The organism is Pseudomonas sp. GW821-FHT07B01 (assembly GCF_059419065.1).
On record NZ_JBWKRA010000024.1, the window covers coordinates 42,765 to 57,887 of the forward strand.

The following is a 15,123-nucleotide window of genomic DNA, read 5'->3' on the forward strand; positions in this document are numbered from 1 at the left end:
AGTAGTGGGGTGGTCAACCCGATCTACACTAATCACCCTCATGAAAAGTCCAGGCATACATAACCACTACTTAGCCCCTTCCATATTCACACCGCGACCATCAGTGGGATACGTATCAGTTGGCAGGCCGTCACGGGAGCAAGCGCCCTCGCCGCAGGTTCGGTGTCGCACACAACGTTAGGCAGGGCCGCGCATCGTGTGCCTGCTTACGAAGCGCGGTTGCTGCGCCCCGTGTCACGGGCGAGGGCCTGGCGGGTCAGTTGGCGCAGCCATTCCTTTTCCTTGTACCCGAGGTCGTTGAGCAGCCCGTTATACACCTCATCGGACATGGGCTCGTCGGCAAATACCACACTGTCCGGGGCCTGGAGCGCTTCGCCCAGCGTGCGCAATGTGTCGCGCAGCAGGGCTTTTTTTTCCGCTGTCAGCTCGTCTGCTCGCGCCCATTGGGCCTGCGCGGTTTGCAGGTCATCGAGTTGCAGAAAACGTGTGGAATACAGCTGGTCGTTGTCGCGCAATGCCTGGTCATGGCTGTTGCGCAGATACTGTTCCCAATAAGGTTCCAGCAACATTTGATTGACCAGCCCGTCGCCTTCACTCAGCGCCAGCACCTGGGTGTAGGCCTGGTTGATTTGCTCCTCGCTGACGTTGGCCGTTGCGCGATACAGCATGTGGTTGGAGACCCAGGGCAAATCCAGCCTGGCCGCCAGGTCGGTCTGGTAGGCCAGATGCACATCGACTTCGTCGACCTCTCCTGGCACGCCGTCGCGTACATCCGACCTGAACCGTTGTCCCTGCCCGCCTTCGCTCACCGGTCGCACGCGTTGGGCGATGTCTTCACCAGCCACCTTGCCCAACAGCTTGAGGCGCGCACTGCCTTTGGCCAGGGTCACGAGTTTTTCTTCACACTCGGCGGCGTCTTGTGAGTAACGCAAGGCTTCGCTGGCCATGACCTCGATCCCCATCTCATTGAATATCTGCGCACCGGCGTCGGCGCACAGGCCTGGGAAACTGGACATCTTGAACAGTCGTTCGCGCAACGGGGTGTCTTCATGGGCGGCGCGTATCAGTCGCCAGACCCTTTGCGTCATGGCCCTGCGGTTGTTGTCGTAGCGCAGGCGGTCCTCGGCCTGTTCAAAGAACTCGGGAAGTTCAAGGTAGCGGATGACTTCGAAGAAACCCTGGGATCCATGCTCGTGTTCAACCGCATTCCATACCTGCTCGGCGATGGGGCGGGTTTGCGCGTCAGCCTCCAGCATCCATGGGCCGCTGTTGCCCATGGGTTCGTAGGTGCGGTTGGGGTCCAGGCCGGCAGCGGTCCGGTAGTGTTCGTAACGGGTAAGCGCCTCGACCGTCAGGGCGTTTCGATCCAGGCGTGCGCGGGCAATCACACGAGCCTTGGGCGTGCCTGCGGTGGCGTCCGGTAGCGCGTCGATGGGATTGGCGCGCAGATCGAGCAAAAATTCGTCAGCACGCGGGTGGGCGAACAGGCCGCGTGGCCATTGGGTGATCGCCGTGCGGCTCAAGCCCAGGTGGCGTAGCGCAGGCATCAGGCTGATGTCGGGTGCGAGTACCAGCGGGTTGTTGCTCAGTTCAAGACGTTCCAGGCGACGGGCTTTCCTCAGGCTGCGAATATCGTCGGGGCTGAACGTCAGGTCATTGCCGCTCAAGTCGAGGTCTTTGAGTAAACGCATGTGCACCAGCGCCGGCGGAAGCTCCATGAGCTTGTTGTCGTGCAAGTCCAGGCTGCGCAGGGTGGGGAAGTGTTTGAGAAAGTCGCTGTGTGCTGGGCCAAATTCGGTATTGCTCAGGTTCAGGGCGGTCACATGTTCGAAATTGGCGGTCAGTCGAGGCAGGGTCGATGGCAAGGGCCAATGGTGCAGATCCAGGCGGGCACCGCTTTGAGGGTGGCCGTAAGCATCGGTGTGTTGTGCAAATCGATCGCCCCAGCATCGCTCGATGGCCACGGCTAAATGTCTTCTCCTGGCTCGTTGCACACGGTCATCTCGACTGCCTCTGGCGTGTTGTGTCGGGCTGTCTTTCCAGGTTTGCAGCTCGACATGCAGGCGTTGTTTTTCTTCGGTCAGCTCGTTGAGCAGATTGCGCAGGTGTCGAGGAGGGACGCTGTCGATAAACAGCTCAAGGCGCTGTTCGTCGAGTGTGGGAAACAGCAGCTGCAACGTTTGCCGGGCATGTTGAGCGTAGGTTTCGACAGGGGGCTCGGCGCGGCGGCTCACACCGCCGCCGCCCAGCAGTTGCACGGTTTCTCGGTCGGCCCGACGGTAGGTCGGTGGCTCGGCCAGCACCACACGCCGTTCGGCCAGTGATGCGACCTGGTCCATCAGCCACTGTTTGAGTTGCGCGCCTTGGCCTGGGTGGTAACCCGGCGACTGGGCTTTATCGGCGGGTAATGTACCGAGCACCGCCTCATACAGGTCTGTGTGGGAGGACAGCCGCGTGCCCGCTTCATCGAACAGGTCATAGCCACGTACGGTCGGCACCAGGACTCGTCGAATCGTCGCTTCGACAGGGCCGGCCTCACAACGCAAGGTGCCGGTGGGCGTCTGCTCGCGGATTTGAAGGTGCAGGTCGGCAAAGCTGTCGCTGTGAACCTTGAGGGTGTTCAGGGCCATCCGCTCGGTGGCGACCGGCAAGGGCGGTGCCGCATAAAACCCTTCGAAGGCCTGCACCGACTGCGCGGCCACGTCCAGTTCACGGGCCTGGTTATGCAGGCGCAAGGGCAAGCGTTGCTCTGCCATGCTTGTATGTTCTTCGCTGCTGGCAGTACTGAGCAGGCGTGTCTGCATGGCCGTATCCAGATGTGGGAAGGATTGGCGCAACAGCAAGTGCTCCGGGTCGTCCGTCATTTCCCATACCTGCCGGTACACGTTGTCGGTGAAATCCCGGCGCCAGTGCAACACGTGATCTGCCAGTAGATCTCGCAGGTGTTGCACCCGTTGCGATTGAGCAATGTCGCCACCCAGCAGTCGGCGGCTCGCTTCTTCATCGAGAAATCCCAGGACATGTTCGGGCAACTGTCCCGACATCACTTGAGCAAAACTGAGGGGCAAGGTGTCTGCCGAGGCTGCGTCGGGGTTACCGACCTTGATGCTGCGTCCCGACAAGTCGGGGTTGAGGAACACTTCGATGGCTTTGTCAGAGGGCCAGCCGTCCAGCTCGGTGACCGTTTGTATGAACCAGTCTGATGAAGGGTCCGACGCCAGCGGTTGGCCGGTGCGGATTCTTTCGCTGGCAATGGCCGGATAAGCCTGTGCCTCGAAGCGCCTGAGCGTGCCCGCCAACAGCGGCGGCATGGGTTCGTGGTACAGATGCATGGCGCGCAACACGGCCTCGTCGGTGCCGCTGGCCCGGCGCATTTGTTCCAGCTGCTGATCGGTGAAACCTTCGACCCGATGTCCCAGGCGACGCATCAGGGTGGCGCTGTCCCAGGTTTGCGGCTGCTCTCCTTCATGCAATACCGCGCCGTCACCGTTGAGAAATACCTGCGGGCGATAAGCATCCGTGCGTGTCGGGTGGTTGATCCGATGCTCTTCGGTATCGGCGTCGGGCAACACCTCATAGTGCTCGCCGTTCAGTGCCAGCAGATGCTTGCCTTGATGCTCATGCAGGCCCGATGGCGACGGCAGCGAGTCGGCAGGCAGGCCATGCGCCTGTCGCGCGTAGGGGCGCAGGTCCGGGTTCCATAATTTGAGTTGGCCGTCGGGCACGCGCACCGGGTGCAGGCCGTCGACAAACGACGAAGGCTTGAGCTGGATGACCTCACCGAGTTTTCCCGCGCCGGCAAAGAGCGCTGCCTGGATCAGGTTCTGCGCCACGTCGAGCAGGTGTTGTGCCGCTTCCGTGCGCTGGCCTTGAGACCAGTCGACAATGCCTTCAAACACCTCATCGAGCACTTGATAGGCGGTGTAGGCCAACATCAGTTCTCCCACCAGGGGCACAAAGGGGGTGATCAGCAGTAGGCTGGCATTGAGCAAGTCCGACAGCACCTGCTGCAAGTTATCCCACCAGGCCCAACGGGCCAGGTGATCGACGTAGGCTGTGGACACTGCCATGTCCCTGGCGTCATTGACGATCTTGTTCAGTTGGACACGGTACAGGTAACGCCACAGGTTGTCGGCGGCCGGGTCGTCCGAGCGGTTCTGATAATCCTCGGTGATGTCCTGCAGGCGAAATTGCAGGGTGGGCCGTTCGGTCTTCTGGCTGAGTCGCGCATTGAGCTGTGCGAAAAACCGGCCGCGCAATTGGTGAGGGACAAACTGGCTGAAAAACTGCGGGTAGGGGCCAGTGGTTTGCATGGAGCTGCCCTTCAACTGGCGGGTCAGTTCTCGTACAAAAGCGATGGGGTCGGGGTATTCCTTGACGGGGTGTTCAGGGTCTCCCGGTACATACGCAATGAGCCGGCCACTGGCGGGTTGTGCCATGAACAGCAGGATGCCCGTGAGTGGGCAATCCAGCAGGCTCAGGTTGTAACTGTTGATGGGCAGGCCATCGAGCCGCACGTCGGCGCGTTCTTCGATCAAGCCCCGCACGGTCTCCAGTGCATCGGCGCGCAGATCGCCTTTGAGTTGCGCCAGATGGGCCGCGCTCTTGAGGGCGGCCTTGTGGGCGCTGACAGCCTCATCGCGCACGGCGACTGCAACGGGCGGGTTATCGAACCCCAGTCGTTGCCGGAGGCTGGCCTGGTAACGAGCGCCGATGTCCAGGCTTCGGCAGATGTTCTTGAAGGTGTCTGCGTCGAGTCGCACGCCCGTGCGGCGATGGGGGAAATGCAGGATGTCTTGTTGCCCACGTGGGTCTTGTGCGCTGAGAAAGGCAAAATCGACAAAACGGTCTTTCGCGGAAAAGTTACTCAGGGCGGCATCCAGCAACGACAGGGTTTTGCTGTGTACCCCTCGTGTGACATTGACCGTCCACCAGGCCAGGGCGGCATCGGTATACAGGCGCAAAAAGGTGTTCTTGACGTCAATGTCGCCGTAGTCAGTGAACAAAGCCGCTTTGAGTAACGGCTCGGCAAACGCGTAGAGATCGTTGATATCCCCCAGGCGTTTGTCCAGGGTGTTCTGGGCCCGCCAATGCTCGGCAATGGCCTGTTTGAGTGGTGAGTGAGCTTCGGTGGGAGCGTGCGGATAAGGCCGCGCCAAGGGCAGTTTTGCGGTTTTGAGCGTGTTGATACGCGCCAGGGACGCGCCTGTGAGCCAGTCGGGCACGGCGTTTTTCAGGTGTTCGATATGGCGGCCCTGAAAACTGTCCGTCGTGGCTGGGGGGAGCAAAATGGGCATTTCTTTTAACCTGAATAGTCCTTTAAAGGCTTTGGAGTCTATTCAGCTGAATGCTTGAAAATAAGCTTGAAAAATAAACCCCAGGGCCCGGGAAACGGGCGTTTTGGATCAATAAACCAGGAGTAAGCTACAGCGGGTTACCACCCTGGTGCGGCTGTCATCGAGGCAGGCATGCGCTCTGACTCTCGCCTTGCAGATAAGGCATCAATAGCGGTGCCATGCCTTTGAGCACTTGTACCGGCAACGCCGAGGTGAACTTGAAGCCCTGCGCCGAGCTGCCCGGTACGAACGCAGTGAGTGTGCCGAAGTGGCGCTCGCCGATGTAGAACACGAAAGTGGCGGTGCGGTTGATCGCCTTGGAACTGATGATGCGTCCGCCCGAACCGATCGCTTCGATGCGGTTGTCGCCGGTGCCGGTCTTGCCGCCCATGGCCAGTGGTGTGCCGTCGGCCTGTTTGAAACTGCCGGCGACGCGTTTTGCAGTGCCGGCGTCCACCACTTGGGATAACGCGCCGCGCAAGGCCGTGGCAACTTCGGAGGGCATGACGCGATGCGCCCGGTCGGGGTCGTTGATCACGCGGGTGTCGTACGGTGTACCGGCGGCAAAGTGCAGGCTGTCGATGCGCAGTACCGGGATGCGCACGCCATCGTTGAGGATGATGCCCATCAACTCGGCCAGTGCGGCAGGGCGGTCGCCGGAGCTGCCGATGGCGGTCGCCAGGGACGGCACCAGATGGTCGAAGGGGTAGCCTACGTCCTTCCAGCGTTGATGAATCTCCAGGAACGCTTCGATCTCCAGCATGGTGCGGATACGGCTGTCGCGTGCGCTCTGGTGGCGGCTCTTGAACAGCCAGCTGTAGACCTCCTGACGCTCGAACTGGCTGGCCTTGACGACTTCGCTGAACGTCGCCTCCGGGTGGTTGATCAGGTAGCCCAGCAACCACAGGTCCAGGGGATGCACCTTGGCAATATAGCCCTGGTCGGGCAGGTCGTAGGCGCCGGGGCCGTAGCTGTCATAGAGTGCATCGAGGCGCTTGTCGGTCAGCGTCTGCTCGCCCTTGGTGCCGGCCAGGCGCGCGCGCACGAAGCTGTTGAAGCTGTCGCGGCTGGCCTCCGGCAGCAGATAACGGTGGACCGCGGCCAGGCGGATCGCCGTGGGATGCAGGCTGTCGAGGAAGGTTTCCAGGCGCCCCTGGGTGTCCTTCTTCTGGTATTTCTTCCAGAACTTGAGCAGGAACGTGGTGCCTTCGCGGTCGGCGAATTGCGCCAGGTATTCCTGACGGCGCGGCTCGTTGTCGTCCTTGAGCAAATGCGCGCTGTTGTTGGCACTGGTGTAGGTGGTGTAGCGCACCAGATCGCGCATCAGGCGGATAAAGGGCAGGTTGATCGATTCACGCAGGGCGTCGCGCAGGGTCGGGTTGCGGCCATTGTCTTCGTTGCGAAAGTTATGGAAGCGGTGCAGGCCACCACCGGTGAAAAAGCTCTCGCCCGGGCTTGCCGAATAGGTGCGGTCAAGCGCAGCGTCGAGCATGTCGGCCAGGGATTTTCGGGGGTTTTGGAGCAGGTAATCGACGGCCCAACGGCTGATGCGGTCCTGCTCCGCAACCTCGATTTTTTTCAGTGCCGCAGGTGTTGCGGCGCCGTAGCGCTCATGCAGTTCGGCGACGATTTGCAGGTAAGTGGTGAGCACCCGCAGCTTGGCGGTGGAGCCCAGTTCCAGTTTGCTGCCGTTGTTGATGTCGAAGGGTTGGTCCGTGTTGTCGGTCTGCACCCGTACCCGTGCGCCGTCGTTGGTGCGCTCGAACAAGGTGAAGCTGTAGCGTACCTGCGGGGTACTCGCCGGGGTGAGCAAGCGCTCGCCGAGTAACCCGACTTCGGCGGCATAGTCAGGGGCGGCAAGGCGTTTGAGGTAGGTGGTGACTTGCTCTTGCAACTGGCCCTGCAAAGTACTGGTGGCCGACAGGTCCAGGCGGTCCAGGTCGTACAGTGGGCGGTCGAGCAGGGCGGCCAGGCGGCTGCGCGCGACGCTGATACCTTTGTTGGTCTCGACTTTTTGCAGGGTTGGCTGCTGCTGCCAATCACGGTAGCTGACCTTGCTTGCCAGCGCCGCCGTCACCAATTCGGCCGGCACCACACCATTTTGCGCCAGCAACCGCAAGTGGCTGTCGGTCAGTTGCACCAGGTCGTCACGGCCCTTGGTCAAGTAATAGGAGGGGCGGCGCTGGGCGATGATCAGCGAGAGCACTTGGCGCAACGCCAGGCCGCGCGCTGCGAGGCTGGCCGGGGTTTGTGCGGTGTCGTTCAAGGCCTGGTTGACCTGGGCAAACTCGGCGCCGTACCACACCCGCAACCCCTCGGCGATGCCATGCACTTCGCCGTGCCCAGGGACCGCCGACAGGGGCACGCTGTTGAGGTAGTCGCGCACTACGTTTTGCCGTGCGGTGAGGGTTTCGGGCCCGTGCTGGTAGGCGCGTACGCTGGCGGACAGCATCTGGCGGATCTTTTCGCTGCCCGACAGGGTCAAGCCGTCCGGGGAGTGGCGGTACTTCTCCAATTGCGTCGCCAGGGTGCTGCCGCCCGCCGATTGCCCTGGCAGGTGCAACTGACGGGCGACTTGCGACCAGGCAGCCTTGGCAAAGCGCGGCCAGTCCACGGCGGGGTTCGCCTGGGGCGGGTCAGGGTCGAGCAATTGGCGGTTTTCAATGAACAGCAGGCTGTGGACCATCAGCGCTGGCACCTCGTTGAAGTGCTTATACAGCTGAGGCGGATAGTTGAATTGATAAAGCGGCGCGGCGCGGCAGTCGGTGATGGTCAATCCGGCTTGCAGCTTTTCGGCATAGGGAATGAACAGGCCATGGCGGCTGTAGCCCATCAGCGCGTCGGAAAAGCGCGCCTGGGATTCGATCAGATAGTTGCGCTTGAGCAGGCGCGGCAGGAACTCACCCAGGGCGCTGTAGCCCAGGCGCCGATCGAACGGACCGTCGTCGGGGTACACCATGGCATCGCTGGCGCCGGGGGCCACCGTGTAGGTCAGTTGGGCCGCCCACTGGCTGAATGTGCGGGCTTGCCAGTGGGCCGTGTGCATTTCACGGGTGGCGGCAAACCCCAGGGCGATCAGGGCCATTAACAGAATCATCCAGTACAGCCGGCGCCACGACTGGGCGGGTTTGAGTTTTTTTGCCAGCGGCGTGGCTGACGGGCTGTCAGCTTGCGCCTGGTGTGAGTCGGTTTGCCACAGTGCGCCCATAGTCGATTGACCATTCTTATAGATTGATCGGACTTGTCTGAAGCGTAGACGCTGATTGACTGCACTACGAAGTTTGTAGGGCGCTAAAGATCGAGTCGTCAGACGGGAGAGTAAATAACTACCGCGTCGCCAGGATGGCAGCGGGTAGCGTTCGTGATTTAAACCATCATAGAGCTCTGCCATGACCCTTTCCGACACCGCTTCAGGCTCGCCGCGCCAAGCCACCATTGAGCAAATCCAAACCTTGTTCGGCGAGCCGCCGAGCCTGCTCACAGTCGCGAACGACAGTGTCCAGGCTTATCTGGACGAGCATTTGGGCGCGGGAAAAGGGCAGGTTGGCTTGATTTACATCGCCACCCCGACCGATGACGACGACGCGCTGGCCTACCGGTCTTTGCCCGAGTGGGTGCTGCAACGCTTGGCCAGCAGCAAGCCCTTGCTGTTGGTGGCGGACTATCACGTCGTGGTGCAGCGCGTGCGGGAAGTATTTGTGGTCGGTGGCCCGACCCTCAGCGAGCTGGAGCCGCTGCTCAATCGCTGCGGCGCGGGGTTGTTGGGGGCGTATGCACAGCGCTTGCAAGCCTGGTGGCGTGAGGCGTTGCCGGTGGAGATGACGCGTTGGGGCTACCTGTCGGATGATCTGCTGACGTTGCTGTACGATGCCGGCAAACCACCCGGTTTCAATGACGAAGGATTTGCCCGGCTGTTCCCCAAGACCCTGCTGCACCCGACGCGGCCCGACCGCGAGTGGAGCGCCCACGGTGAGGCGTTGCGTGTACAGGCGGTGTTCCTGGCTGGCGCGACGCCGTTGATGTTGCCGTTGCTGATCCTCAGCCACGGGCAACAGACATTGCTGTTCAGCCCGGCCAGCGGTGTTCATCCATTGGGCAGCATCGACGATGTGGCGGCGCTGTTACCGGCCTATGTGCCCGAAGACGCCGACACTGAACAGTGGTTTGCCCAGGACGTGGAAAGCGATCCCTTCGATGCGTTGGCCGCCAGTTACCTGGCGCTGCAGCTGCGGGAAATCGATCGCATCGACCGCAACCTGCCCCTCGCGCCGGGCCAGCACCAAGCGTTGCTTGCGTACATCACCAACCCCCACCGCTGGTTTGTTGCGCACCTGAGTGCAGGCCAGCGCAAGCTGCGTGAGGCCCTGCCGTTGTGGCTGGTCCATGCCAACCGTGACGACAGCATCACCTACGCACGTCTGGTCCAGGCGCTGGTGCTGGCCCGTGAGCACAGTGGCCGGCAACATTTTCTGGACGGTATTGATTCAATTCAGGTGTTTGCCGACCGGGCCTTGCGCACTTGCCTGCAAGCCGAACCCGCCACCAAAACAGTACGGCCCGCCGACGTTCAGTTGACCTTCAACCGCGTGATCGCTGCGGCGATTCCAGTCCCAGGGGGCTTTGTCGCCGGTGAAGTCGACCCGGTCACGGTGAGCCTGACCGAGCTGGCCCTGGAAAACCTGGCCGGCTTCCCGCACACCGTCATCGAGATCACCCTCAAGGGTGCCCAAGCCCCCGAGTGGTTGACCTATGGCCTGCTTCAAGGTTGTGTGGAAAAAGCCGATGTGGGCCAGGCCTACCCGGATCTATTGAAGAAAAAACTGCTGGATGACCCGCTGGAACGCAGTCGTCGCTCAGGGTTGTTCACCCGCCAGTTACGGGTGCAACTGCCGATGCTGGCGCTGGAACTGAAACTCAAAGGTGAGCACGGCCTGACTCAGGAAGGTGTCGACCGCGTACAGGCCGCGTTGCAAGCCAGCCTTGCCGAGCGCAAGGTGCAAGGCCAGGCGATGACGTTGTGGCCGCTGGCATTCAAGGCTTCGCCTGAGGCTGCGCAGGATGTGGTCACTAATCACTTCATCATTGGGCCTGCTACCGGGAGCGCTGGCGTTCATCTGCTGTACCGGCCCTTGCTCAAGCCGATGTTGCAAGGGTTCGAGTCGATCAAGGCTTTGTTTGACGCCATCAAGACTAACGGCCCGCTGCAGGATGACGTGCTGACGTGGCTCGCCCCGGCACGCCAGGCGGTGTATGCCAACGGCGGCTTCCTTGAACCGCATATCCGCCGCTTTTTACCCGGTGATGAATTTACGCTGTACGAGAAACCTGCCCCGGTCCAGCTCAGCAAACAATTGAACGACGAGGACGCTTGCAGCCCGGTCTTTGAGGGCACGGCCCAGGCCCTGGTGGCTCTGGCGGATCGGCAATCGGTATCGAATGCCGAGCAGCGCTGGGCCAGGCTCAAAGAGGTGGGGTGGCTGCTGTTCGGCAGCGTCCTGCCGTTTGCCAGCGGGCCCTTGCAACTGGGGGGGTGGCTGGTGCAACTGATCGACAGCCTGCAACAAGACATTCAGGACTTGGCCAGCCAGGATGAACAGGTCAGGAACAAAGCGGTCATGGACGTGTTAAGCAATCTGATGGTTGTCCTTGCCCATCAAGCCACGCCCCATGATCCTTTACCGCCATTGCAGCTGGAGCATCCGGTGTTCGCCCCCCTGGCCCGAGCCACTGCCACCACCAGGGTGCCCACACGTGGCGCACCGCCCGCGACGTTCAGCTCGCCGACCCGGTGGAGTAACGCCCGCGATACCCTGACCGCCGCGCAACATGCACGGGCCCGTACCTTGAGCCTGGGCGCGTTCTCAGGCGGCTGGGACCACGCCGAGTCAAGCGGCCCGCGCCGTGGCTTGTTGCGTGACACCGCTTATTCGCCGCCGCAATGGCGAGCCTTGGTGCGTGGGCATCTTTATCGGGTGGTGGACGAGTCGGGCGCGTGGCGGGTGATCAGCGCCGATGGTGCCCAGAAAGGGCCGTGGCTCAAGCCGTTGGGGGACGGGCATTGGGATTTCGATGGGCGCTTGCGCTTGGTCGGCGGCAATGCCGATGCGGCGATGGAGGCTCAGTTGCAGGCGCTGGAGCTTTCACTGCCACGCCTTGAAGAACAGTATCGTGAGGCTGGACGTTCGCGTGCCAAAGCGGCTGCCGCCATGCAGGTGGCGCGCAAGCTGGTGGTTGAGTCCAAAGATAAAATCGACGCCCAACAGCTTGCCAGGCTTGAGCAGCGTTACCAGCAGGAACTGCGCAACAAGGTCGAGTTTTCCGAGAAGGAACTGCAACTGCTCATGCGTCTGCGGGCAATCAAGCCCCGTCCCCGTTACGAGGAAAATCTGTGTGAAATACTCGAGTCGCTGATTCTCACCTTGCGATTGATGGACGCTGACACCCGTGAGCGCATGATCCAGATCAATCGGCGGATCAAACCTTTGTTGGATCTGCTGCAAGACGAAACCGATGACGAAGCCGGCTCCGACCTTAACCGTCAGGCCCATGCCAACCTGGAAAAAAACATGCGCGAACAGGTGACGGCCGAGGACGCAGCTATCAGCAATCGCAAGTTGGAAAGCGCCTATATGGAGCAGTTGAACAGCGTACCGCGCCTGGGCCGTGACAAAGCCCGGGCGCTGGACGCACAGCTGCCTTCGCGCCCCTCCATTCTGGATTTGCAGGCGTTGCAGGTCACCACGCTGTGGGGCATCACCATCGACATTGAAGGGCCGCCCCTGGAAGCAGAGTTTTTCGACAGCTTGAACCGGGTGATCAATCGTGCCCGTTGGGCCAGCCGCTCCCTGGCCGAATTGGAGAACCTGACCACCACTGTTGAGGAGCGTATCGAACTGCTTAAAAGCCTCAGTCATGTCTACGCGGTGACCGACGACCATATTCAGTTCTGGCGAGCCATGGCACCGGACACCTTTGACTTGCCCAACCTGGAAAAGCTGCAGGCGCTGTTGGCCGACCTGCACCAGCAAGTCGATGGGCAACTGGCTGATCTGCTGGCACCGTTGCCTGGCGGCAGACAACCCAGACAATCCAGGCCGCCCAGCGCAGCAGGGGCGCGGGTCAAAAAGATCATCCGCACCCGTAACCGGGATGTTTATGTGGCACGCATCAAGACGCCAGCGGGTACGGCAGAGCTGGTGGATGACAAAGGCAGTGTGCTTGCCACCTTCACCGAGGCTGAAGACGGCATATGGGAGCCGGTTGAGCCTGAAGCCCGGCGCACGGCCAACCCACAATTGGGCGCGCTGCTGAACAAGGGCCAGCGTTTGTTGGCGGATGTAGATATCGCCATCCTCAAGGTGCAGGCGTTATCCAGCCAATGTGAGCCTTCCTCTCTGCAAGCTTTGCTGGCGGCACAAGCCAACAGCCGACGGATGGTTGCCGCAGATATCGATAAAAAGCTGCGCAGCCTGAACTTGTCACGGCTGGCGGCGACCCAGTTGAACAATGCCAGGGTACGCGCCAGCGACCTGCGTGCCGCTGCGACACGTCTGGAAGCCGCTGGGGTGGAAGCCCGCGTGCGAGCAAGCAAGTTGAAGTTGAGTCGCGCCGAAGATGTGGACTTCCTGCATGGGCTCAATGAAATTCGCATCATCCGCGAGGGCGGGCGTGTGCCCGTCAAGGATAAGCCTCGGGACTTTATGCAGGTGTACGCGGTATTGGATGCACACAGTGAGCAACCTCTGTGTTACGCGCATTTTCACTATGAAAACCGCGAGGGGCCGGACGACCACTACACCGCTGCCCACCTCAAGAGCCCTGAACAGGAACGCCTCGGGCGCCAGGCCCAGGCCCAGGCCGAAGCCCAGGCGTTCGCGCGGATTCGCACCGGCCAGACCGGCCGTGTACAGCAGACCCTGGAGATCGAACGGACGAGCATTTCGAGGCTGTTGGCCAGGCGCTTGTTCTTTAGTGTTGATTGATTGTAGGGGTCAGTTCGCTCATGCCTGCGGTGGATGAGCGAGCCTAACCCGTAACAGGTTATGCAATACTCTGCGCCGTTTTACCCTGGGAAGGCCGGTCTAGAGGCCTGGTACTTCCCCCGTCCAAGGACTTTTTTACGGGGCATATCGCCAAATTTGTGTGTTTATAGAGTGAAATATCCTACCGCTTGCTTTTTATACTGACGCCCCGCTGACCTGGCCGCCTACGCCCGCCAGGCGGGTTTGCCCACGAGGCAGACCCGGTCAAGCCGGTGTATCGGCCTACACGCTGCTGCACCACAGGCTCGGTGGCTTAATCCAATAACAAAATGAGGTTGTATCCCTATGCCTGTCGGCAAACCACTGCCCCCTGGCGAGACCGCTCAAGGCGGACCGCTCAAACGCGAACTCGGTGAACGGCATATTCGCCTGATGGCGCTTGGCGCCTGCATCGGTGTGGGCCTGTTCCTGGGTTCGGCCAAGGCGATTGAAATGGCCGGCCCGGCGATCATGCTCTCGTACATCATCGGTGGCCTGGCCATTCTGGTGATCATGCGCGCCCTCGGTGAAATGGCGGTACACAACCCCGTGGCCGGTTCGTTCAGCCGCTATGCCCAGGATTACCTCGGGCCGTTGGCGGGTTTTCTCACCGGCTGGAACTACTGGTTCCTGTGGCTGGTGACCTGCGTCGCGGAAATCACCGCCGTCGCGGTGTACATGGGCGTCTGGTTCCCCGACACGCCACGCTGGATCTGGGCCCTGGCGGCGCTGATCAGCATGGGCACCATCAACCTGATCGCGGTAAAGGCTTTCGGTGAGTTCGAATTCTGGTTTGCACTGATCAAGATCGTCACCATCATTGCCATGGTGATCGGCGGCGTCGGCATCATTGCCTTCGGCTTCGGCAATGACGGCGTTGCACTGGGCATTTCCAACCTGTGGGCCCATGGCGGCTTCATGCCCAATGGCGTGCAGGGCGTGTTGATGTCATTGCAGATGGTGATGTTCGCCTACCTGGGCGTTGAGATGATCGGTCTCACCGCCGGTGAAGCGCGCAACCCGCAGAAGACCATCCCCAGCGCCATTGGCTCGGTGTTTTGGCGCATCCTGTTGTTCTATGTGGGCGCGTTGTTCGTGATCCTGTCGATCTACCCGTGGAATGAAATCGGCACCCAGGGCAGTCCGTTCGTGATGACCTTCGAGCGCCTTGGCATCAAGACTGCTGCCGGCATCATCAACTTCGTGGTGATCACCGCCGCGCTTTCCTCCTGCAACGGCGGTATCTTCAGCACAGGGCGCATGCTCTATAGCCTGGCGCAGAACGGCCAGGCGCCAGCTACCTTTGGCCAGACCTCCAGCAATGGCGTGCCGCGCAAGGCGCTGCTGTTGTCAATCTTTGCCTTGCTGCTCGGCGTATTGCTCAACTATCTGGTACCGGACCAAGTGTTCGTCTGGGTGACCTCCATCGCCACCTTCGGCGCGATCTGGACCTGGCTGATGATCCTGCTGGCTCAGCTCAAGTTCCGCAAAGGTTTGAGCCCTGCCGAGCAGGCAGGCCTCAAGTACCGCATGTGGCTGTACCCGGTCAGCTCCTACCTGGCGCTGGCGTTCCTGGTACTGGTGGTGGGCATGATGGCGTACTTCCCGGACACCCGCGTGGCCTTGTATGTGGGGCCTGCGTTCCTGGTATTGCTGACTGTGCTTTACCATGTGTTCAAATTGCAGCCAACGGCTACCCATAGCACTGCAACGCGCTCGGTTTAACCTGTTGCAACGGCCTGCCGCAGCAGGCGGGCCGTTTTCTT

The 15,123-nt window shown here is 61.2% G+C and carries 4 protein-coding genes; 2 read left to right on the top strand and 2 right to left on the bottom strand.

The annotated features are described in order from the left end of the window. Window positions 1-206: 206 nt before the first annotated feature. Both AC07S6_RS22400 and AC07S6_RS22405 read right to left on the bottom strand, forming a co-directional pair. Window positions 207-5,297, bottom strand: a complete 5,091-nt coding sequence (locus tag AC07S6_RS22400) for an NEL-type E3 ubiquitin ligase domain-containing protein (protein ID WP_495113075.1) — start codon at window positions 5,295-5,297, stop codon at window positions 207-209. Window positions 5,298-5,454: 157 nt separating this feature from the next. Further along, window positions 5,455-8,544: a transglycosylase domain-containing protein gene (locus AC07S6_RS22405; protein WP_495113076.1), complete on the bottom strand. Its 3,090-nt coding sequence runs from the start codon at window positions 8,542-8,544 to the stop codon at window positions 5,455-5,457. A gap of 181 nt (window positions 8,545-8,725) precedes the next feature. Here AC07S6_RS22405 and AC07S6_RS22410 point away from each other — a divergent pair, with 181 nt between their 5' ends. After that, the gene (locus tag AC07S6_RS22410) at window positions 8,726-13,318 is read left to right on the top strand and encodes a coiled-coil domain-containing protein (RefSeq protein ID WP_495113077.1); all 4,593 of its coding nucleotides are present in this window, start codon (window positions 8,726-8,728) and stop codon (window positions 13,316-13,318) included. Window positions 13,319-13,663: 345 nt separating this feature from the next. Further along, window positions 13,664-15,082, top strand: coding sequence for an amino acid permease (locus AC07S6_RS22415; RefSeq protein WP_495113078.1), 1,419 nt, complete (start codon window positions 13,664-13,666; stop codon window positions 15,080-15,082). Window positions 15,083-15,123 lie beyond the last annotated feature (41 nt).

What these genes read in the sequence shown, in the direction of transcription:
- AC07S6_RS22400 (WP_495113075.1), bottom strand. Translation starts at nt 5,297, where the DNA reads ATGCCCATTTTGCTCCCCCCAGCCACGACGGACAGTTTTCAGGGCCGC.
- AC07S6_RS22405 (WP_495113076.1), bottom strand. Translation starts at nt 8,544, where the DNA reads ATGGGCGCACTGTGGCAAACCGACTCACACCAGGCGCAAGCTGACAGC.
- AC07S6_RS22410 (WP_495113077.1), top strand. Translation starts at nt 8,726, where the DNA reads ATGACCCTTTCCGACACCGCTTCAGGCTCGCCGCGCCAAGCCACCATT.
- AC07S6_RS22415 (WP_495113078.1), top strand. Translation starts at nt 13,664, where the DNA reads ATGCCTGTCGGCAAACCACTGCCCCCTGGCGAGACCGCTCAAGGCGGA.